This is a genomic window from Acinetobacter boissieri (assembly GCF_900096955.1).
GTDB lineage: Bacteria > Pseudomonadota > Gammaproteobacteria > Pseudomonadales > Moraxellaceae > Acinetobacter > Acinetobacter boissieri.
In genome coordinates this window covers 26405-46660 of record NZ_FMYL01000002.1, presented here as the reverse complement: position 1 = coordinate 46660, position 20256 = coordinate 26405, and the positions used below count along the sequence as shown (strand labels likewise).

The 20256-nt window shown below is 38.2% G+C and carries 21 protein-coding genes, 2 tRNA genes and 2 pseudogenes; 16 read left to right on the top strand and 9 right to left on the bottom strand.

Features of this window, described 5'->3' with window-relative positions; translation table 11 throughout:
• Window positions 1-30: 30 nt before the first annotated feature.
• Together radA and BLS38_RS02355 are read left to right on the top strand one after the other, a co-directional pair.
• Entirely contained in the window at window positions 31-1410 is a 1380-nt protein-coding gene (gene radA / locus BLS38_RS02360) for a DNA repair protein RadA (RefSeq protein ID WP_092746740.1), read from the top strand.
• A gap of 123 nt (window positions 1411-1533) precedes the next feature.
• On the top strand, window positions 1534-2526 hold the full coding sequence (locus BLS38_RS02355; RefSeq protein WP_092746739.1) for a Tim44 domain-containing protein: 993 nt from the start codon (window positions 1534-1536) through the stop codon (window positions 2524-2526).
• 39 nt (window positions 2527-2565) lie between these two features.
• Here BLS38_RS02355 and BLS38_RS02350 read toward each other — a convergent pair whose 3' ends face one another.
• A complete protein-coding gene (locus BLS38_RS02350) occupies window positions 2566-3741 on the bottom strand; it encodes a trypsin-like peptidase domain-containing protein (protein WP_244518139.1) in 1176 nt (391 codons plus the stop codon).
• 154 nt (window positions 3742-3895) lie between these two features.
• Between BLS38_RS02350 and BLS38_RS02345 the strand changes: the two genes are divergently transcribed.
• The 3 genes from BLS38_RS02345 to BLS38_RS02335 all read left to right on the top strand — a co-directional run bounded on the left by BLS38_RS02345 (window position 3896) and on the right by BLS38_RS02335 (window position 5016).
• Window positions 3896-4654 carry a Nif3-like dinuclear metal center hexameric protein gene (locus tag BLS38_RS02345; RefSeq protein ID WP_092746738.1) on the top strand — a complete coding sequence of 253 codons (759 nt, stop codon included), beginning with the start codon at window positions 3896-3898 and terminating at the stop codon, window positions 4652-4654.
• Between the two features lie 202 nt (window positions 4655-4856).
• Window positions 4857-4932, top strand: a tRNA-Asn gene (locus tag BLS38_RS02340).
• Between the two features lie 8 nt (window positions 4933-4940).
• Window positions 4941-5016: transfer RNA gene (locus BLS38_RS02335), tRNA-Asn, on the top strand.
• Between the two features lie 50 nt (window positions 5017-5066).
• Here the strand turns inward: BLS38_RS02335 and BLS38_RS02330 are convergent.
• Window positions 5067-5468, bottom strand: a complete 402-nt coding sequence (locus BLS38_RS02330) for an NUDIX domain-containing protein (RefSeq protein WP_171258515.1) — start codon at window positions 5466-5468, stop codon at window positions 5067-5069.
• 137 nt (window positions 5469-5605) lie between these two features.
• Here BLS38_RS02330 and hemP point away from each other — a divergent pair, with 137 nt between their 5' ends.
• Window positions 5606-5782 carry a hemin uptake protein HemP gene (gene hemP / locus BLS38_RS02325; RefSeq protein ID WP_092746736.1) on the top strand — a complete coding sequence of 59 codons (177 nt, stop codon included), beginning with the start codon at window positions 5606-5608 and terminating at the stop codon, window positions 5780-5782.
• 84 nt (window positions 5783-5866) lie between these two features.
• On the opposite strand, the gene BLS38_RS13270 is transcribed toward hemP, so the two are convergent.
• On the bottom strand, window positions 5867-6562 hold the full coding sequence (locus BLS38_RS13270) for an aminotransferase class I/II-fold pyridoxal phosphate-dependent enzyme (RefSeq protein WP_092746735.1): 696 nt from the start codon (window positions 6560-6562) through the stop codon (window positions 5867-5869).
• The gene (locus BLS38_RS13265) at window positions 6559-7260 is read right to left on the bottom strand and encodes an aminotransferase class I/II-fold pyridoxal phosphate-dependent enzyme (protein ID WP_092746734.1); all 702 of its coding nucleotides are present in this window, start codon (window positions 7258-7260) and stop codon (window positions 6559-6561) included. The genes BLS38_RS13270 and BLS38_RS13265 overlap by 4 nt, the downstream gene beginning before the upstream one ends.
• 143 nt (window positions 7261-7403) lie before the next feature.
• Here BLS38_RS13265 and BLS38_RS02310 point away from each other — a divergent pair, with 143 nt between their 5' ends.
• The 5 genes and pseudogenes from BLS38_RS02310 (at window position 7404) to BLS38_RS12815 (ending at window position 9599) form a co-directional block, all read left to right on the top strand.
• On the top strand, window positions 7404-8597 hold the full coding sequence (locus tag BLS38_RS02310) for a benzoate/H(+) symporter BenE family transporter (protein WP_092746733.1): 1194 nt from the start codon (window positions 7404-7406) through the stop codon (window positions 8595-8597).
• 19 nt (window positions 8598-8616) lie between these two features.
• A complete protein-coding gene (locus BLS38_RS02305; RefSeq protein WP_092746732.1) occupies window positions 8617-8955 on the top strand; it encodes a LysE family translocator in 339 nt (112 codons plus the stop codon).
• A gap of 31 nt (window positions 8956-8986) precedes the next feature.
• Window positions 8987-9169, top strand: a pseudogene (locus BLS38_RS02300) (IS630 transposase-related protein); the annotation flags it as partial.
• A 65-nt stretch (window positions 9170-9234) separates the two neighbouring features.
• Window positions 9235-9429, top strand: a pseudogene (locus tag BLS38_RS13330) (IS630 family transposase); the annotation flags it as partial.
• Window positions 9414-9599 carry a transposase gene (locus BLS38_RS12815; RefSeq protein ID WP_143230097.1) on the top strand — a complete coding sequence of 62 codons (186 nt, stop codon included), beginning with the start codon at window positions 9414-9416 and terminating at the stop codon, window positions 9597-9599. The pseudogene BLS38_RS13330 and the gene BLS38_RS12815, both read left to right, overlap by 16 nt.
• A gap of 386 nt (window positions 9600-9985) precedes the next feature.
• Here BLS38_RS12815 and tfpB read toward each other — a convergent pair whose 3' ends face one another.
• Both tfpB and tsaA read right to left on the bottom strand, forming a co-directional pair.
• Window positions 9986-11761, bottom strand: a complete 1776-nt coding sequence (tfpB, locus tag BLS38_RS02285; RefSeq protein ID WP_092746730.1) for a type IV pilus assembly ATPase TfpB — start codon at window positions 11759-11761, stop codon at window positions 9986-9988.
• Between the two features lie 75 nt (window positions 11762-11836).
• Window positions 11837-12556, bottom strand: coding sequence for a tRNA (N6-threonylcarbamoyladenosine(37)-N6)-methyltransferase TrmO (gene tsaA / locus BLS38_RS02280; protein WP_092746729.1), 720 nt, complete (start codon window positions 12554-12556; stop codon window positions 11837-11839).
• Window positions 12557-12656: 100 nt separating this feature from the next.
• Between tsaA and BLS38_RS02275 the strand changes: the two genes are divergently transcribed.
• From BLS38_RS02275 to nth, 3 genes are all read left to right on the top strand, one after another.
• Entirely contained in the window at window positions 12657-13436 is a 780-nt protein-coding gene (locus BLS38_RS02275) for a ferredoxin--NADP reductase (RefSeq protein WP_092746728.1), read from the top strand.
• 131 nt (window positions 13437-13567) lie between these two features.
• Window positions 13568-14359, top strand: coding sequence for an RnfABCDGE type electron transport complex subunit B (locus BLS38_RS02270; RefSeq protein WP_092746727.1), 792 nt, complete (start codon window positions 13568-13570; stop codon window positions 14357-14359).
• On the top strand, window positions 14356-15024 hold the full coding sequence (gene nth / locus BLS38_RS02265; RefSeq protein WP_092746726.1) for an endonuclease III: 669 nt from the start codon (window positions 14356-14358) through the stop codon (window positions 15022-15024). Before BLS38_RS02270 ends, nth begins: the two co-directional genes overlap by 4 nt.
• A 1-nt stretch (window position 15025) precedes the next feature.
• Here the strand turns inward: nth and BLS38_RS12960 are convergent, their stop codons facing one another.
• The 3 genes from BLS38_RS12960 to BLS38_RS02255 form a co-directional block, all read right to left on the bottom strand.
• Window positions 15026-15202: a hypothetical protein gene (locus tag BLS38_RS12960; protein ID WP_171258514.1), complete on the bottom strand. Its 177-nt coding sequence runs from the start codon at window positions 15200-15202 to the stop codon at window positions 15026-15028.
• Between the two features lie 61 nt (window positions 15203-15263).
• Window positions 15264-15914, bottom strand: coding sequence for an adenylate kinase (gene adk, locus BLS38_RS02260; RefSeq protein ID WP_092746725.1), 651 nt, complete (start codon window positions 15912-15914; stop codon window positions 15264-15266).
• Between the two features lie 74 nt (window positions 15915-15988).
• On the bottom strand, window positions 15989-17305 hold the full coding sequence (locus tag BLS38_RS02255) for a DUF445 domain-containing protein (protein WP_092746724.1): 1317 nt from the start codon (window positions 17303-17305) through the stop codon (window positions 15989-15991).
• A 297-nt stretch (window positions 17306-17602) separates the two neighbouring features.
• On the opposite strand from BLS38_RS02255, the gene mrdA reads away from it, so the two are divergent.
• Window positions 17603-19660 carry a penicillin-binding protein 2 gene (gene mrdA / locus BLS38_RS02250; protein ID WP_092746723.1) on the top strand — a complete coding sequence of 686 codons (2058 nt, stop codon included), beginning with the start codon at window positions 17603-17605 and terminating at the stop codon, window positions 19658-19660.
• A gap of 3 nt (window positions 19661-19663) precedes the next feature.
• Window positions 19664-20221: a 16S rRNA (guanine(966)-N(2))-methyltransferase RsmD gene (gene rsmD, locus BLS38_RS02245; protein ID WP_092746722.1), complete on the top strand. Its 558-nt coding sequence runs from the start codon at window positions 19664-19666 to the stop codon at window positions 20219-20221.
• Window positions 20222-20256: the final 35 nt, after the last annotated feature.

Below are 20256 nucleotides of genomic sequence, written 5' to 3'. Positions count from 1 at the left end.
ATATGATCTATCAAAAAATACATGTACGTTATGAGTAAAGTAAAAACCGTATACCGCTGTGAACAATGCGGTACAGACCATTCTAAATGGGCAGGACAATGTACAGACTGTGGTGAATGGAACTCACTGTTTGAAGTACGCTTAGACAATACCACAACACATCGAGCCAAACCCAAAGTAAGTGGTTATGCGGGCCAAATATCACAGATTACAACATTAAACCAAGTCTCTGTTTCTCACGAGTCTAGACTAGGTACAGGCATTAGTGAGTTTGATCGTGTTTTAGGTGGTGGGCTTGTGACAGGTTCAGTGGTGTTAATTGGTGGTGATCCAGGTATTGGTAAATCCACTATTTTGCTACAAACTGCAACTTATATGGCAACAGCTCAACGTGCAGCACTTTATATCACAGGGGAAGAGTCTTTATCCCAAGTGGCTTTACGTGCGCAGCGCTTGGAATTAGATGCTTCACAGCTTAAAGTGATGGCAGAAACTTGTGTGGAGCGGATTTGTGAAGCTTTAGCACAAGAGCGCCCTGCAGTAGCCATCTTAGATTCAATTCAAACACTGTATACCGAAACCATTCAATCTGCCCCTGGCGGTGTTTCTCAAATACGAGAATCTGCTGCTTTACTGACTCGTTTTGCAAAACACAGTGGTACAGCCTTATTTATTGTAGGTCATGTCACCAAAGAAGGGGCTTTAGCAGGCCCTCGGGTGCTTGAACACATGGTTGACTGCGTTTTGTACTTTGAAGGTCAATCTGATTCCAGGTACCGTATGATTCGTGCTGTCAAAAACCGCTTTGGCGCAGTCAATGAATTAGGTGTATTTGGCATGACAGATCGAGGCTTAAAAGAGGTGTCTAACCCCTCTGCGATTTTTTTAAGTCGTTATGATGAACCCATTGCAGGATCTGTCGTGATGGTGAGCCGTGAAGGAACTCGCCCCCTATTGGTGGAAGTACAAGCACTGGTCGATGATGCACATGGACAAGCTCGAAGAGTATCACTTGGATTAGATCAAAACAGACTAAACATGTTATTGGCAGTAATGCATCGTCATGGCGGTATTCAAACAACAGGGCAAGATGTCTATGTCAATATTGTAGGTGGCTTAAAGATTACTGAAACAGGGTCTGACTTAGCTGTACTACTCGCCTGCGCTTCTAGTTTACGAGGTAAAGCTTTTCCACAACAACTCGCTGTATTTGGTGAAGTCGGATTATCTGGTGAAATTAGACCTGTACCAAATGGCCAAGAGCGATTAAAAGAAGCAATAAAACATGGTTTTGAATATATTATTTTACCAAGAGCCAATGCACCGCAACAGGCCATTAAAGGGATTAAAGTCATTGCAGTCGCTCGTTTACATGAAGCGTTATCTGAAGCATTACAGCTAGAGCAATAAATATGCCTCATATTTGCATCATAACGCTACATTTTGTTATTTTTTAGCCTTTGCTATTGAATTTTTGAATATTAACTGCATAAATGTAGTCTTAACTTTGTTTAATTTTCATAGGAAAAATTAATGAAATTACGCCAACGTGGCTTAGTTGCTGCTATTTTAATGGCAACTTTGGTGGTTTCACCGTTAGTAGAAGCAAAACGTGCTGGTAATGGCAAAAGCCAAGGTATGCAGCGCTCAATGGCCCCAAGCCAATCGAGACAGCAACCTCAACAACAATCTATTCCTCCTCAAGCACCTGTTGCTGCAACACAACAGCAAAAAACAGGTTCAAACACAGGTAGAATGGTTGCAGCAGGTGTTGCAGGTGCTGCAGTCGGTGCGATTGCTGCGAATGCTTTAGCAGACGATAAAACATCTCACACAAACTCGAACAACCAAGCAACAGCAAGTGCCTCCCAGCCTGCTGAAGTTAAACAGCCTGAAGAGAAAAAATCTGGCATTCCTTCTTGGATTTGGCTGATTTTAATTGCGGGTGCTGCATTCTTTATTTTTCGTAAAATGAGTGCAAAAAAAAAGTCAGAGAGTAGTAACCCGTATGCGCCGAATAATGGTGGTACAACAACAGCACCGTTTGGACAAAACAATACACAGAACTCAAATAGCAATATTTATGGGCAAAGTGTAGGTGGTAACCCAAGTAATAGTAACTCGGCACCTTTTGCGACAAACAATAGTAGTACGTTACCAGATGGTACAGAGCAAGCAGCGTTTTTACGTATTGCACGCCAACGCTTTAACCATATTCAATCTATGAATACAGCAAGCAATATTGAAGAAATTCGTCGCTATTTAACCAGCGATTTATATAACTCAATGTACCAAGACATTATGGCAAACCGTGACCAAGACGTTGCTGAATTTCAAAACTTAAATGCTGAAATTGCAGATACAGCAACTGAAAATGGTCAGTATGTTGCAAGTGTTCGTTTTACTGGCTTGGTTTCAGAAGATTTAAATAGTCAAGCTCAACCGTTCACAGAGGTTTGGCACTTTGTTAAACCAACCAATACGCAACAAGACTGGTTAGTTGCCGGTATTCAAGTTGAAAGTTAATCCTAGATAAAAAAACAGCCTCAATATGAGGCTGTTTTTTTATCTACTTGGCAAAGGAATGTATTCAGATTGACTACGTTTCTTTTGTCTTTCTCCAACAATAACCATCAACGTTAAAGGTTGAGTATTTCTTAATATTTCGAGCTTAACGCTACTACCCGGTGACTGCAAAGCGATATAATTTATCAAGTGTGATGCTGAAGACACTACTAAACCATTCACACGCAGAATAAAATCCCCTGAGCGTATCCCTGCCTGTGCGCTTGGACCAGATGGCAACACACTAGCCACTTCTACACCTTCATGACTTTGGGTCACATCATCACTATATTGTGTGGGTACTAAACTTAAACCAAGCCAACCTCGTGTAACCTTGCCTTCTTTCAAAATAGATTCAAACACATGCTGACAAACTTTAGCAGGAATTGCAAAACCAATACCCAGCGACCCCCCTGACTGAGAAAATATCGCTGTATTTAAACCAATCAATTGCCCATTTACATCCACTAAAGCACCACCAGAGTTTCCTGGGTTAATTGCAGCATCTGTCTGAATAAAATCTTCATAGGTGTTAATTCCTAGATCTGAACGACCTAAAGCCGAAATAATCCCTTGAGTTACTGTTTGTCCTACACCAAAGGGATTACCAATCGCAAGGACAACATCCCCTACTTCATTACCGTATAATTTAAAAGACATCACAGGTAAATTTGTTAAATCTATTTTTATCACAGCTAAGTCTGTATCTGGATCTGTACCCACAACATGAGCTACCGCACGGCGACCATCTTTTAATGCAACAATAATTTGATCGGCCTGTGTAATTACATGGTTATTTGTCAAAATATAACCATCTGCTCGAACAATAACACCTGAACCGAGGTTATTTTCATTTTTATTTTTTAAATTAGGTAATTGATTACCAAAAAACTCTCGTATTCCATTTTCATTTGACAACACTCTATTTTGATTCTTAATTTTCTGTGTGGTAAATATATTCACTACTGCAGGTGCTGCTATTTTCACTGCAGAACGATAAGAAGTTACCGTAGGTTCATCTGGCTTCAAAGAAGTTTTATCATCTGTTATTGCTTGCTCAGAAGACGTAATAGATTGATTCATCAACTTAGATGTATGTAACTTCTGCCACTCCCAAGAGAAACAAATTACAATAGCTAATATTACCCAGGGTAACCATTTCAATGCTTTATTCACAAAATGTCCTCATTGAACAATTTTAAGGTATTGATACCTATTATTTTATCGTTTATTTTCAATCTGGATTTTACGAGACCCATTATCTAATCTAACATATTGTAATCATCAATATGTTGTTAAACCAACACTACCTTGTGAGCACATAGAAGCAATGGCCCAACTTCACGACATGATTAAATGGTGCGACCACACCTTAAAGAGCAACGAGTTTAAGGATTATGCCCCGAACGGGTTACAAATTGAAGGGCTTAACGAGGTCACCTCAATCACCTGTGCGGTTACCGCCTCAATGGATGCAATAGATGCATGCATTAAAAATGGTTCCAAATTACTTTTAGTCCATCATGGTTATTTCTGGAAAGGCGAACCCTATGCCATTACAGGTATGCGTGGAAACCGAATTAGAAAACTGATCGAACATCAAATTTCTTTAGTGGCTTATCATTTACCTTTAGATGCCCATCCAAGCCTAGGCAATAATGCAGCCATTGCAGATATTTTAGGTTTACGCGATATTATAGCATTAGACCCAAATCAAAAACATTCAATTGGTAATATTGGTTTTCTACCAGAACCCATAACAGCGACTCATTTTCAGCAAAAACTGGCCCAGTTGATTCAACCACAGATTTTACACCTACCTGCACACAAAACCCATGTTCAAAAAATTGGATTTTGTACAGGTGCCGCTCAAGATTTTATTTCTCAAGCTGCTGAACAAGGTTGCGATGCATATTTATCGGGTGAAGTCAGTGAGCGTACATTTTATGAAGCAAAAGAGCTTGATGTGCATTACTACTCATGTGGCCACCATGCAACAGAGCGCTATGGCGTACAACGCTTAGGCCAAGCCATGTGTGAAGAATTTAACCTACACTACCATTACTTTGAGCAAAATAACCCTGTATAGCGATCTGACTTAGAAGAGAAGTAAAAAATACTTTTCTTCTAAAGATTTTCTTTCTTTTTAAAAAATTACTCTAAAAATAGGCGATTAAAGCACAAAAACCTTGTTAGAAGATTGATTTTGCTCATAAAAAATACAATCAATCACATTAATAGCAATATTCCCTTGACGAATTAAAGGATCACCCATAGAATTCGCATCAGATTCTCCAATAGCTCAGTCGGTAGAGCGACGGACTGTTAATCCGCAGGTCCCTGGTTCGAGCCCAGGTTGGAGAGCCAAAACTTATTCTCCCATAGCTCAGTCGGTAGAGCGACGGACTGTTAATCCGCAGGTCCCTGGTTCGAGCCCAGGTGGGAGAGCCAAGATTTTTAAAAACCTAAAGTTATTTTAAACTTTAGGTTTTTTTTATGGCTTATTGAAAATAATCGCCTTCGCTCAAACGCTTTAATATAATGTCATTTGCTTTAGGAAAATTTAAAGTCTGTATTTGCTGACAATCAATCCAAAACCAAGGTGCTTTAATACATTCATGCTTTAACTGAGTAAGCTCAGACAGATAAACATATAAATTAACAATTACATCATCATACTCATGCTGAATGAAATCTACTTTTCTCCAATCTAAAATCTCAATACCTACTTCTTCAAAAATCTCTCGCTGACATGCTTTCTCAGGCATTTCATTATGTTCTACTTTTCCACCTGGAAATTCATTTTTATTGCCTTGATGTTGCTCAGCCCCTCGCCAACCGACTAAAACTGATTTTTCAAAAATAATTAAAGCAATTGCCACATTTACTTCGGTTTTAAACATACTTACCCACTCATATAACATTTAGTTTATTTTACATATACAAAAATTTTCATAAAAAGACTATTTTTTCATTGACAGCATTATTCGATAATGATTATCATTTATACCGTTAGCAAACGCCACGGAGAAGCAACCCAATGAACGCACCTTTTAACTTATTTACACGTAGCACCAACCCTGAAAACACACAAACTTTACCAATGCTACACTCAAATAACCTTTTTGCCCTTGGTCGTGAAATTCGCATAATGCATGCTGGTGAAGAATATCGTTTACGTCTTACTCGCAATAACCGTCTAATTTTAACGAAGTAAGCATTCGCCATAAGCAACATTCACTTTGCTAAAAATAAACGTGGACAAAAGCAGTTTCGAATAAAAGAAGCTGCTTTTTTTAATTTAAACCACACGCTCTCTTAAGCGTGTCATATGTTTTTTTAACACATCAAAAATATGCTGATCTAAACAATGAGAGACATTAAAACGTATAAATTGATCGGCACTTTTGGCCCGACTAAAGACTGTACCTGCAACTAAAATTAAATGATCTTCACGGCAACTTTTTGCTAATGCATTTGCAGAGATACCCTGAGGGAGCTCACACCATAAAAACATACCTGATTTTGGAATAATCCAAGGTTCAATCCCTAAGCCCTTCAACTGATGTACGGTATAGTATCTTGCATCATTCAGCCGATGTTGCATATATTCTAAATAACGGCGATATTGAGCATCTTTTAATGTGTTATGAACCAATACTGCATTGAGTTGACTGCTATTAAAATTACTCGCAATTTTAATTTTAGCCAGTATTTCTATATATTCAGACTTCGCAACAATATAGCCACAACGAAATGATGCAGATAACGACTTAGAAAAACTACTGATTTGAATCACATGCTCAAAATCAGACAGAAAAGCATATTTTGGTGTGGGCACCCTTTCAAAATCACTGTACACATCATCTTCAACAATAAGAACATTATGCTCTTCAGCAATTTTTAGTATTTTATGCGCAGTACTAATGTTAATTGATGTCCCCGTTGGATTATGTATACCCGAATTTGTAATATATAGCTTAGGAGAGTGCTTCATGGCCAATAAAAATTGACTGACATCTGGACCATGAGGTTAAACGGTACACTAATCACACGAATCCCGAGTAAATTAATCACACTAAAAAAATTAAAATAACACGGATCATCAACAACAACGGTATCTCCCTCTTTGAGCCATGCGCGACAAATCATATCTAATGCTTGGGTTGCACTGTCTGTGAGTAATACTTGGTCATGATGCATCAATGCACCGAGATCACTTATTCTTTTTGCAATCATTTCTCTTAGTGGTGTGTAACCCAATACAGAGCTATAACTCAGCAAAACCCCTGAAGGCCCCGTAAGCAATTCTCTAAGAGATTTTTTAATATGTGCTTCGGGCAACCAATCTGTAGGCAACCAACCACAGCAAGGCTTTAAAGTGGCTTCTGTAGCCATTAATGACTGATGAGCAACCCAAAATGGATCACTTTCTATATTTTGAAAGGTCGTTGTATTTTTAATCGCAATATACGATGTATTTTTAACAAAATAGCCAGAACCATGCCGTACCTCTATTTTATGCTCTGCAAGCATTCTCTCATATGCTTCAAGAACTGTAGATATAGATACACCTAACTGTTTTGATAATACTCTTAATGACGGTAGCTTTGCACCTGGTAAGATTTCATATGTATTTATTTTTTCAGATATAAAATTAATCACACCATCTATTTTTGTTGTTTTTTTATCCATAACAGTTTTTAAATATATACCATAACAGTTATATATTATTGTATATATCTGTAGCTATTTTAACCATAGATATTTTGTCATAAATAGAGTCGTGTGATGTTCAATCACAACATGATTTAACTGTTTATGGAATATCAATCTAAATGCATAATTTCGCTCAACTCAAAAGAGATTTTTCTTTTTCTGCACTCGTTGCAGGATTTTTTGCTGTTCTCATTTCTTACGCAGGGCCGCTGGTCATTGTATTTCAAGCTGCCAAAATTGCGCACTTACCTACTGACATTGTATCGTCTTGGGTTTGGGCAATTTCAATAGGTAGTGGTATTTTAGGGATTGTTTTAAGTTATAAATATAAAACCCCCATTATTACAGCGTGGTCAACACCGGGGGCCGCTTTATTGGTCACGGCATTTACAACAGTAAACATCCATGAAGCTGTAGCCGTATACATGCTTGTAGCTGCAGCAACACTTATTATTGGTTTATCAGGGATATTTGATAAATTTATTAATCTGATTCCTAAGGGTATATGTTCAGCACTACTAGTCGGTATTTTATTTAATTTTGGTATGAATACCTTTAAAGCCATGCAGAGTAACTTTTTATTGGTTGCACTCATGCTACTGATCTATTTGTTCTCTAAAAAAATCATGAGTCGTTATGCACTGGCTATGACTCTTATTGTAGGTTTTGTATATTCAGCACTTTCAGGACTGACTCATTTTTCAAACCTTCATTTTTCACTCGCCCAACCTATTTTTATTGCGCCAACCTTTAATGTTCACTCACTCGTAAGTTTAGGCATACCGTTACTATTGGTCAGCTTAACAGGCCAATTTATGCCAGGTATGGCTGTTTTACGGTCTTCGGGTTACTCTGTAAAGTCTAGTCCTATCATTACATTATCTGCGATTACTTCAGGGTTAATATCTATATTTGGCGGGCATGGCGTTAACCTTGCTGCAATTACAGCAGCCATTTGCACAGGCAGTGAGTGCCATCACAACACAGATAAGCGATATATTGCAGGTATATTTAGTGGTCTATTCTATATTGTTTTTGGCCTATTCAGTTCAGTGATTACTTTACTGTTCATTTCTCTTCCATATGAGTTTATGACCACTTTAGCTGGCCTAGCATTAATCGGGGCAATGCTAAATGGACTACAAGGATTAGTTACAGATATTAGCAATAAAGAGGCTAGCTTGATTACTTTTATTACAACAGCATCAGGCCTTTCTTTACTCGGCCTTGGATCTGCTTTTTGGGGTGTGGTTTTTGGTTTAGTTGCCTATTTTATCTTAAAACCCAAATTTCAATATGCTCAAGAAAAATAATAAATAGGATATTTAAATAATGAGTATTACCCTACTGACGTCATTTGCACTGTACTGCTTAGTCACGTCTATCACACCGGGGCCAAATAATATTATGTTAATATCTTCAGGTATTAATTTTGGCTTTAAAAAAACCATTCCTCATATTTTAGGTATTGGTATTGGTATTGGCTGTTGTATCATGTTTATTTGTTTAAGCCTATTTGTTTCTCAGGTATTGAGTTTTTCAATTTTATTTTATGAGTTAATTAAAATTATTGGCATTTTTTATTTACTCTATCTCTCTTATAAAATCATACAGTCAAGCAACCTTCATGTTCAGCTTCACCAAAACTATGCCCCTTTTAGCTTTATATAGTCAAACAATCAAAAATGTAAGACAATATAAAATGAGTTATTCAGAACATTTTAGACGAAAAGTTATAGCCAAGATCGAGGATGCATATTCCATACGAGCGGTCTCTGCACAATTTGAAATTGATAAAAATACAATTTTGAGTTGGAAAAAACGGATTGGTATTAAAAAAACCCGCCCCAGGAAACCTTTTAAAATTGACGATGATGCATTAAGACGTTTAGGAATCACAGTTAAAAAAGACCTTACGCCACCCTAAAGCAAAAGCATCCTGTTGTTTATCTTGATGAAAGTGGGTTTAAATCACACGATTATCGACCTCATAGTTTCTCTCTAAAAGGAACACCATGTTATGGCTCATTTAATTGGCAATTAAAGAACCAAACCAATACGATTGGTGTATTGTATGAAAATCAGTTGTTTGCAGTAGGCCTATTTGACTGCAAAATTAATTCAGATGTATTCATTTCTGGGTAGAGCATTTTCTTATTCCTGAACTACCCAAACATAGTATCATTGTGATGGATAATGCGACCTTTCATAAGCGAGCAGACACACATGAGTTATTGGAACGACATGAGCATCAAGTTTTATGGTTACCGCCTTATGGCCCTGATTTAAATCCTATTGAAAAAACATGGGCATAGGTGAAAAAGAAACGTAAGGAATGGCTGGAAGATTGTATTGACCAACTCTTTCAGATGTTTTTTCATGTCTGTATGAGAAATTAGCCTGTTTCTTTCTCTTTGAGTTTAGCAGGGAAAGTCTCTGTATTTTCTAAATTCATTGCCCCGCGAAATTGATTACTTTCTTCTGTGTACGTTTTGAATGTACTTGCATAGGTAAAATGGGTTGTTATACATAGCAAAATACAATAAAAACTCGCACGTTTTGTATACTTTATAAAAGTCATTCTCGTTCATCTTTTTATACTATAAAACGAAATGTATTATAATTGTATAGTTTATATTTACAAGTGTAAAATATAATACAATCTCATTTTACCCACAAAAGATTACCTCTATCACAAAAATTAAGTCAGAGGTACAACACGTAAGACTTCATCTATAGAGGTTATGCCTTGCATAACTTTTCGAGCACCTGCAATTCTTAGTGGCTCTACACCATCTAATTTTGCCTGATGACGAATTCGCGACAGTGGCTCATCTTCGCTAATCATGTGTTTAATTGCTAAAGAAACTGGCATAAACTCATAAACGCCCATACGACCTTTATACCCTGTATAACGGCAAGCTTCACAACCAACCGCACTATATGCCAAGGTAGGAACCGTTACAGTATAACCTGAAGTAAGTTTTTGCCATGCTTGAACATCTACTGCAGTTTGTGTTTTGCATTTAGGACATAGTGTACGTAATAAACGCTGTGCCAATACACCCAATAAAGTTGAAGCCGTTAAGAATGGTTGCACACCCAAATCGTTCAATCGCATCAAGCTTGATGGCGCATCGTTGGTGTGCAAGGTCGATAATACTAAATGGCCTGTAAGTGCTGCTTGCACAGCCATATCTGCTGTATCTTGGTCACGAATCTCCCCCACCATAATAACATCTGGATCTTGTCGCATCAGTGCACGTATACCATCAACAAAACCCAAATCAATTCCTGTATTGACTTGCATCTGATTAAAGCTGTCTTCAATCATTTCAATCGGGTCTTCAATCGTACAGACGTTCACTTCTTCTGTGGCTAAATGCTTCAATGATGAATATAACGTTGTGGTTTTACCCGAACCTGTTGGCCCAGTCACCAAAATAATACCATGAGTATTTTTAGTCATTTCTTGCCATTGTTGATGCAAGTTTCGATCGAAACCCAACTGTTCAAAACCACGTACCAATACCTCTGGGTCAAAAACACGCATAACCATTTTTTCGCCAAATGCTGTAGGTAACGTTGCCAGTCTAAGCTCTGTTTCTAAGCCTTTTGTAGTTCTAGTTTTTAAACGGCCATCTTGTGGTTTTCGTTTTTCTGCCACATTCATACGACCTAAAATTTTAATTCGAGCAATGACTGCTGTCATGGTATTACTTGGCATTTGGTAAATGGTATGCAAAATACCATCTATACGAAACCTTATATTGCTTTTTTCTTTACGAGGCTCTAAATGAATATCACTTGCCCCCTGTTCAAAGGCAAACTCTAAAACCCAATCAACTAATTTTACAATATGTTGATCATTTGCATCTGGTTGATTGGACTGGCCAATTTCAAGCAATGCTTCAACACTATTGGTATCAAATCGTTGTTGTTTTTTCTCTGAAAAACGAACAGCACGACTGACCTGATAATACTCAGCCAAATAGCGTTTTAAGTGCTCAGGGCTTAACAAAACACGCTTAACGGTCTTTGGTTTAATGCTTTGTTCAAGACTCCGTTGCCAATCTGTAAAAAATGGCTGATCTGTTGCAATAGTCACTTCTTCGGTATTTTTAGCAACTGCTAAGATATTATTTTTAAAAGCAAACTCTTGCGACATCACTTGCGTTAGGTTAGATACATCCGCATTTAATGGGTCAACGGTGAATAACACTAAACCACTTTTATCTGCTAACCAGCGCATGAGTACGGTTAAATTAAGCATTTGTTGTTGATCTTGCTGATGCTTAATATTAAATGTTGCAATCCATTGCAATGGATGCATAGCAATATTATTTTTATTACGTGGTGTTGTTTGTACTAATATTTTATCTCGTTCACTCATTAAACCGTCAGTTACGAGCGCCTGCAAAGACCACTGTAAATCAATTAAAAAAGAATATTGTGTTTGTTGTTTAGAATCCATCATACGTGCAACACTCTCAATAATTTAAAACACATACTACATCACCAAATAAATAAAGTCAGTGGCATAAAGCACACTTTACACCATATCAACATACTGTAAAGCAACAATAAAAACATCTTGCGTACCCACTTTAAACTTCACTTCTAAATCAGAAAATCGAAGACCATACACACGATTTATATCTTTTTGATATGCAGGTTTAGGATCTAAAGCCAAAACTTGCTCTACATATTTTAATTCTTGCTCTGAAGTATATTGCTGTTGTAATAATTCTGCACGCTGATTTAATGCCTGTGTATGCCAAAAAACCTGCTTTGCAATTGGTGCTTCAACGGCATAGCTAGACTGTGCATCTAGCACTGCATCTGAATAAGTAATATAAGGCTTAATATCTAAAATAGGTGTGCCATCCAATAAATCACTGCCAGTCACACATAAACGTATACCATGGTCTTGTTGTTCTACCCCCATGAGTTTCACGACTGACAACCCAATATTTGCAGGTCTATACATACTGCGTGTTGCAAACACACCTATTTTTTGGTTACCACCGAGTCGAGGTGGACGTACTTGTGGCTTAAAGCCTTGTTGCTTTTTATTATCGTGAAACACCCATAACAACCATAGATGGCTAAATGCTTCAATACCATCAAAAGCTGCTGCATCATTATAAGGGGCTATCAATTCAATATAACAAGGAACATCAACTAAATTTGGTTGTCTAGGTATACCAAACTTTTCTTTAAAAGGAGAGCGCATCATGGCAATAACAGGAAAATCTACCGATTCTTTCATCACTTTTTCTTATAAAGACCATTAAATATATTCAGTTTATAGACATTGAATTTAGATTAAAATAGCAGGTATTATTTATTATTTGTAATTGGATTTTTGCATGGCTGCTTTTAACGTTGAACGTATTACAGAAGTTCACCATTGGAATGATACTTTATTTAGTTTCAAAACAACACGTGACCAAGCTTTACGTTATAAAAATGGTCAGTTTGTAATGATTGGCTTACAAGTCAATGGCAAACCACTGATGCGTGCTTATTCTATTGCAAGTGCCAACTACGAAGAAGAACTTGAATTTTTTTCAATTAAAGTACAAAACGGCCCTCTAACTTCTATTTTACAAAAAGTACAAGTTGGCGACGAAATCTTAATCTCAAGAAAACCAACAGGCACATTAGTGCATGATGATTTACTACCTGGTAAAAATCTTTACTTATTATCGTCAGGTACTGGGCTTGCACCATTTTTATCAATTATTCGTGACCCAGAAACGTATGAACGCTTCGAAAAAGTGATTGTTGTTCACGGTACACGTTTTGTCAGTGAGTTGGCGTATCAAGATCTCATTTTAAATGAATTACCAAATCATGAGTTTTTTGAAGAATTAGGCATTAAAGACAAATTGGTATACTACCCAACCGTCACACGTGAAGAATTTCATACCCAAGGTCGTGTAACAACAGCGATTGAAAGTGGTGAAATATTTGAAAAAATTGGTCTGCCACGTTTCAACCCTGAAACTGACCGTGCCATGTTATGTGGTAGCCCATCATTTTTAAAAGATGTTGCTGCACTCCTTGATCAACATGGTTTAAAAGAGTCACCTCGGATGGGTGAAATGGGTGACTACGTGATTGAACGTGCTTTTGTAGAAAAGTAAATTTCAATTTAATCTTTAAAACCGATGCGTGTCGCATCGGTTTTTTATTTTCATACCTAATGCTATGATCACTTGCAGTATGCTTCACTTTTATGCACAATCCCTTCGTTTAAAGTACATTGACCAGCCACATGAGTTTAGACTTCGCCCTCATTCAGCAAATTGATGCCCAACTCCCACAAACCCAATGCGGTTTATGTGGCCATAGAGATGGCTGTTTACCCTATGCACAAGCCGTTAGCATGGGTGAAGATGCCAATAAGTGTGTTCCTGGTGGTCAACCTGTTGCCGATGCCTTAGCAACACTTTTGAATCGCCCTAAATTTACTGCATTAAAAAGTGTCTGGCCCGTACAAACCAATGGCCGACCTCAGCGCATGAAAGCAGTCATTCGTGAAGATGAATGTATTGGTTGCACTAAATGTATCAGTGCGTGCCCTGTCGATGCTATTTTAGGCAGTGGAAAACAAATGCACAGTGTGTTAACTGATTTATGTACAGGCTGTGAGCTGTGTATCGCCCCATGCCCTGTTGACTGTATTGACCTTGTTGCAGATACAAACACCCTGAATTTAGAACAACAGCTATACGAACAAAATGACTTACGTCGTCGATACTATGCTCATATTCAGCGTGAAGAAAAACAACGCTTTGCACGGCGTGGCCCTATTGTTAAAGCGGAAATTAATACAAGTTTATTCGCTGAATTTTCTCAACACATTCAATCTGTGCCTAGTATAGAAATCCAACAACTCACTGAAGAAAAAGCGAGCATCGACCCACAAACCACAATTAAGATGGCTCGCTTACGTACGCAAATTAAAAAATTGGAAAAACAGCTGAGTGTACGAGAAGATTTAAAAAAGCGTGAGCAATTAGAGCAACTCATTCATCAAATCACACACATAGAGGCGCTGTCATGAGTAGTAAAAACATGACCAAGAAACAAATTCAAGTATTCTTTGAACGACTCAAAGAACAGCGCCCCTCGCCTAAAACTGAACTAAATTACCAATCTAATTTTGAGCTGTTAATTGCAGTCATGCTTTCAGCTCAAGCCACCGATATAAGCGTGAACAAAGCCACAGACAAACTTTATCCTGTGGCCAATACACCTGAAGCAATTTATGCTCTAGGTCTAGACGGTTTAAAAGACTATATTAGAACCATTGGCTTATATAATTCAAAAGCCCAAAATGTCATTAAAACTTGTAAAATCTTAATTGAGCAACATCAAAGCGAAGTACCAAATACCCGTACTGCCCTAGAAGCACTACCTGGCGTTGGACGTAAAACAGCCAATGTTGTACTCAATACTGCATTTGGTCAGGCTGCAATGGCTGTAGATACGCATATTTTTCGGGTAGGTAATCGGACAGGTCTAGCAGTTGGGAAAAATGTACTTGAAGTGGAACACCGTTTAATTAAAGTCATTCCAAAAGAATTTATACTCGATGCTCACCATTGGCTAATCTTACACGGCCGCTACTGCTGTGTTGCCAGAAAGCCAAAATGTGGGGAGTGTATTGTAGCAGATGTATGTCGCTGGCCAAACCGCTTCGAATTTGGTGCAAACAAAGCCAGTTAAACTATTTTTTATTTTTTTGCTGTTGTTGCAATTTTGGGTGTAACTGTCGTTCTCGTACTTGCTTAGGACGTTTATTATTTTCATCAACGACCTGCTTAAGCATTTTACGGCTTTGCCATGCTAAGCCCACCAATACAATCAAGCTGACTACAACAAATATCATCAATAAAATTTTCATAGTGTTTGCTCATTTGGTGATAAAAGAGCCGAAATGGCTCTTTTAATACGACGTCAAGACATTACTTGTCTAAAATAGCAAACAAATCTGCTTGAACATCATCAATTGGACGTAGACCATCTAATTTATTATAAGATGCACTGCTTTCTGTTTTTGCACGTGATTGATAAAAACCAACCAATTGCGCAGTTTCAGCATGATATGCAGTTAAACGCTTACGAATGGTTTCTTCTTGATCATCTGGACGTTGAATTAAGTCTTCACCCGTCACGTCATCTTTGCCTTCCACTTTTGGTGGATTATAGACCACATGGTACACGCGACCCGATGCTGCATGTTGACGACGACCTGATAAACGTTGCACGATTTCTTCATCAGGTACAGCAATTTCAATGACATGGTCAATCGAAACACCTTGTTTCTCCAAAGCTTCTGCTTGGGGAATTGTACGAGGGAAACCATCAAAAATACAGCCATTTACACAATCAGGCTGTGCGATACGTTCTTTGACTAAACCTAAAATGAGTTCATCTGATACAAGACCGCCGGCATCCATCACACTTTTTGCTTGTAGACCAAGTTCAGTCCCTTCACGAATTGCAGCACGGAGCATATCACCGGTTGAAATTTGGGGGATATCATAGCGCTTACAGATCAGCTGAGCTTGTGTACCTTTACCTGCTCCAGGTGGTCCGAGTAAGATAATGCGCATTATAAATCCTCATTTAACAATAAATTTTACCAAAACATTCTACCCCAATTTATTTAAAGTAGAGCGACATATAATTACAAAAAAGCAACAAATAAATGTATTGTACCTGCAATGAAGCCTGTGACTCCACCAAGTACAATTAAAATCCACTCATCCTCTTGAAATGCAGGACGTAACAAGTTTTGAAACTCATGTGGACTAAGATCACGAATACGATCTCTAAACATCGTAAATATTTTACGGGCGCGACTGGCATTAAATGCAGGATCACTTACGGGCACCATCGTAATTTCTATTGAGCGGTCAATCAAGTCCGTTTTAAGCTTTGCATATTCTTTCGCCCCTAAAGACAACTGCAGAGTCGTACGAACTAAGGGTGTATCAGTAATATAATTAATATGTTTTTTAACAATTTGTCGGGTTTTTTCTTTTTGTCCACCATACATCATTTCTGTCATAATCGTTTTCAAAGTAATCAATTCTTCAGTCACAACTTTAGCAAAAACATCAGAGACTTCGTCCTGACGTTTAATAAATGCGCCTTGAATATTATACGTAGCCATACGGGGTATAATTGGAACAAGCCAAGGAAACCCATGATTTTTGGTTCGTTTAAAACATTGCGGATATTTTACAGGATGTGGATATAAAGGATTAAATACCATCCACACTGCAATCCAATTGGTGAGCAGTCCCCAAATCGCCGCCCAAAAAGGCACTGTCAAATGCCATGGTACAATAAACCATACCAACATTTGTATAAGACCAAAGAAACAACCAATTAAGGCACTAATGTGCCAAATAAAATCAATTTCTTTTTGACCTACTTTTAAAAACATTTTGACCATTAACTCACGGTCATTTTCCATTTGGTGAACAACCATTTCCCGCATGTCGACTAAATCTTCGACATGGTCTGTCAAATCTATAACTAAATCATGGAGTAGCTGTGGAAGTTGTTTATGTGCATGCTCGTAAATACGGCGTTTTATGGCAAAGGGTAAATTTTCCCATAACATTGCATTGCGCTCATACATCACCTCATCAATCAAATGTTCAAGCTCAGCATTTATTTGTTGGCCAATAATATCTGCCATCTCATTAGGATTCATAGCATCTAAAAATTCAGCCAATGAACCAATTTTTTTCAGAGTGTTGTCAGTAATAATACCAGAAATACGCCCTGCTTTACGTGGCACAATTCCCTGCCAACCCACAGGGATTGGACCAAGGTGTACTCCCCAAAACTTAATTGGGTAAAACACCATGCGTAATGCCATCCACACATGAATCCATGTTACAAAAGCAGTCACAGGAATAATACTTAACACAGCCCAGTGATCTGGTCTGAGCCAAAATAAATGCCAAAGATGACTGATATAATCCAACATGTATCTGCTCTCAAACGTGTCTTACTTATGTTTAACCAAAGTAAGTCCACCAAATCTAGAATCTTTATAGAATATCAGCTTTTAATAGATAAAAGCTGTGCAGTTTATGATACATCGTCAGTATAAATCTGACGCGCTTCACTTATTTTTGCCGAATGTAGCAAAATAGACACAAAACGCCTAGCCTTTTTTGGCAAATAGTTACATAATTTAAGAAAATACACGCGTTAATTATGCAGATGTTAGGGTAGAATGTGAGCCCTTGTAAACCCCAACCTCGGTATAATGTAGTCTATAATGAAGCAACACTTTCCGCTCAAAAATGTGCAACAAGAAAAAAAGATTTATCGGAATCGTGTATTTATCGCTGTAGGCATTGTGGTATTTTGCTTCGCAATTTTAATTTCTCGCTATGTTTACTTACAGATTTTTCACCACCAAGATTTTGTCACCGCCTCAGATAACAATAGAATTCGATTACAGCCAATTCCTCCGACTCGTGGGTATATTTACGATCGTAATGGTATTTTGCTTGCAGACAATTACCCTGTATTTACTGCAACTTTAAGCAAAGCAGATGTTGAAAATATTGATGATACTGTGAATCGTCTTACCTCTGTCTTAAATTTAAGCCCAGACGATATTGATAAGTTTACCACACGAATTAAAACGGCAAAAAAAACCGAACGTGTTGCGCTCAAACTTAATTTAAATGAAGCAGAAATTGCACGTTTTAGTGAAGCAAAATATTTATTTCCAGGCGTACAAATTGAAACCCAAATGACGCGTTACTATCCATATGGTGAGCTATTTGCGCATGTGATTGGTTATGTTGGTCGAATTAATGATAAAGAACTCAAAAGTATTGATAAGGATTCATACTCTGGAACCAACCTGATTGGTAAAAGTGGCGTTGAACGCCAATACGAATCACTCTTACATGGTACACCGGGCAATGAATCTGTAGAAGCAGATGCACATGGTAATATTTTACGCCATTTAGGAAGAAAACAACCGGCTCAAGGTGATGATCTTTATTTGTCAATTGACTATGGTTTACAAGTGGTTGCATCTGAACAACTTGCAGGCAAACGTGGTGCAGTCGTTGCCATCAACCCTAAAACAGGGGAAATTTTAGCACTCGTCTCTAGCCCAAGCTTTAATCCAAACTTGTTCGTTACCGGTATTAGTGGGCCAGATTATGCTTCTTTAAGAGATAATCTTGACCAACCGCTTTATAATCGTGCTGTGCAAGGGACTTACCCTCCCGGCTCAACCATTAAACCCATGGAAGGCTTGGGTGGTATTCACTTTGGTGTCGTCGATTGGGGCACAGCCATTCATGATCCGGGTTATTTTCAACTCCCTGGTGACTCCCACCGGTTTAGAGATTGGAAAAAAACAGGCCATGGTGTTGTGAATATGAGTAAAGCCATTCAAGAGTCTTGTGATACCTACTTTTATGTATTATCAAATCAAATGGGGATTGATCGCATGAATGAATGGATGCGACAGTTTGGTTTTGGTGCGAAAACTGGCTTAGATTTACCCAGTGAAAGTTCTGGTATTTATCCAAATCCTGCATGGAAGATGAAAGCGTATAAATCGAAATGGCTCAAGGGTGAAACAATTTCTGTCAGTATTGGCCAAGGTGCATTTACAGCGACTCCTGTTCAATTGGCTATGGCAACAGCCATTGTATCTAATCAAGGAAAACATATTACCCCTCATGTTTTATACAATGTTAAAGGGGCGAAACCACATACTGTACTTAATGCGCCTGATGGTGATGTGAAGTTTAATGGTACATCCGAAGACTGGGTCAAAATGCGTAATGCCATGATTGATGTGATTAATCAAGGTACAGGACGTAGCATTCGTACCAATGCGTACCAAATTGCAGGTAAAACCGGAACTGCGCAGGTTAAAAGTATTGCTCAAGGTAAAAAATATAACGAAGCTTTACTGACACACAGGCAATATGACCATGGTTTATTTGTAGGCTTTGCCCCTGCCGAAGATCCAGAAATCGCAATTGCTGTAATTTGGGAAAATGGTCGACACGGTGGCGCTGCTGCACACATCGCTAAGCCAATTTTTGATTACTGGATGGTTCAGCGTAAAAACAATCCGATTCAACCAACTGCGCAACAAGTCAACGGTGGACTTATGACCGCAGGGATTCGACCAAGCCAATTGCCAAGTGGTGGGCGCATTTTAGAAGCTGATCCAAATGCAATTTTACCCAATAGCCCTACTGCACGGCGTCAACAAGCAAATGGTCGTCATGTCACACCAACGGTACAACCTACGGTTGCTTCAAACCCAAGTGACGACAGTGATATAAGCGACTAATCTATGAAAAATCAGTTACGTATTATTGGTGGTGAATGGAAACGTAGGCAACTTAGTTTCGCCAGTATTGATGGCCTGCGCCCAACACCTGACCGTGTACGAGAAACGTTATTCAATTGGCTTATGTGGGATATTCAAAATGCCAAAGTACTTGATGTGTGTACAGGATCTGGAGCACTGGCATTTGAAGCACTCTCTCGTGGCGCAAAACATGTCTCCATGATTGAACCCAACCTGACGCAAGCCAAATTTTTACAGCAAAATATGAATTTACTTCGTGCCCAAAATGTATGCACACTGCACGTACATACTGCACAAGTTGCACTCAATAAAATATCTGGCCCATTTGACTTGGTTTTTCTTGACCCGCCATATAGTTTAAATTTATGGAAAAGCCTTGCTGAACAAATAGAGCCGATGTTATCGGAAGGTGCTTTAATTTATGTTGAAGCAGATCGTGAGCTCAATACATTACAATTACCAAACTCTTGGGTACAAAAAAAGCACCTAAAAGCTGGTGTAATTAAAGCAGGTTTATATCAAAAATCAACAACATGTTAAGTCGTCATTAACATGGGTTTTCTATCTGAATCGCA

Bases quoted from the DNA above. Each gene is read 5' to 3' on its own strand.
- BLS38_RS02270 (WP_092746727.1), top strand. From the start codon at position 13,568: ATGAGTTTAGACTTCGCCCTCATTCAGCAAATTGATGCCCAACTCCCA.
- nth (WP_092746726.1), top strand. From the start codon at position 14,356: ATGAGTAGTAAAAACATGACCAAGAAACAAATTCAAGTATTCTTTGAA.
- tfpB (WP_092746730.1), bottom strand. From the start codon at position 11,761: ATGATGGATTCTAAACAACAAACACAATATTCTTTTTTAATTGATTTA.
- BLS38_RS02345 (WP_092746738.1), top strand. From the start codon at position 3,896: ATGGCCCAACTTCACGACATGATTAAATGGTGCGACCACACCTTAAAG.
- rsmD (WP_092746722.1), top strand. From the start codon at position 19,664: ATGAAAAATCAGTTACGTATTATTGGTGGTGAATGGAAACGTAGGCAA.
- adk (WP_092746725.1), bottom strand. From the start codon at position 15,914: ATGCGCATTATCTTACTCGGACCACCTGGAGCAGGTAAAGGTACACAA.
- BLS38_RS02355 (WP_092746739.1), top strand. From the start codon at position 1,534: ATGAAATTACGCCAACGTGGCTTAGTTGCTGCTATTTTAATGGCAACT.
- hemP (WP_092746736.1), top strand. From the start codon at position 5,606: ATGAACGCACCTTTTAACTTATTTACACGTAGCACCAACCCTGAAAAC.
- radA (WP_092746740.1), top strand. From the start codon at position 31: ATGAGTAAAGTAAAAACCGTATACCGCTGTGAACAATGCGGTACAGAC.
- BLS38_RS13270 (WP_092746735.1), bottom strand. From the start codon at position 6,562: ATGAAGCACTCTCCTAAGCTATATATTACAAATTCGGGTATACATAAT.
- BLS38_RS02310 (WP_092746733.1), top strand. From the start codon at position 7,404: ATGCATAATTTCGCTCAACTCAAAAGAGATTTTTCTTTTTCTGCACTC.
- BLS38_RS02275 (WP_092746728.1), top strand. From the start codon at position 12,657: ATGGCTGCTTTTAACGTTGAACGTATTACAGAAGTTCACCATTGGAAT.
- mrdA (WP_092746723.1), top strand. From the start codon at position 17,603: ATGAAGCAACACTTTCCGCTCAAAAATGTGCAACAAGAAAAAAAGATT.
- BLS38_RS02305 (WP_092746732.1), top strand. From the start codon at position 8,617: ATGAGTATTACCCTACTGACGTCATTTGCACTGTACTGCTTAGTCACG.
- tsaA (WP_092746729.1), bottom strand. From the start codon at position 12,556: ATGAAAGAATCGGTAGATTTTCCTGTTATTGCCATGATGCGCTCTCCT.
- BLS38_RS12960 (WP_171258514.1), bottom strand. From the start codon at position 15,202: ATGAAAATTTTATTGATGATATTTGTTGTAGTCAGCTTGATTGTATTG.
- BLS38_RS02255 (WP_092746724.1), bottom strand. From the start codon at position 17,305: ATGTTGGATTATATCAGTCATCTTTGGCATTTATTTTGGCTCAGACCA.
- BLS38_RS13265 (WP_092746734.1), bottom strand. From the start codon at position 7,260: ATGGATAAAAAAACAACAAAAATAGATGGTGTGATTAATTTTATATCT.
- BLS38_RS02330 (WP_171258515.1), bottom strand. From the start codon at position 5,468: ATGTTTAAAACCGAAGTAAATGTGGCAATTGCTTTAATTATTTTTGAA.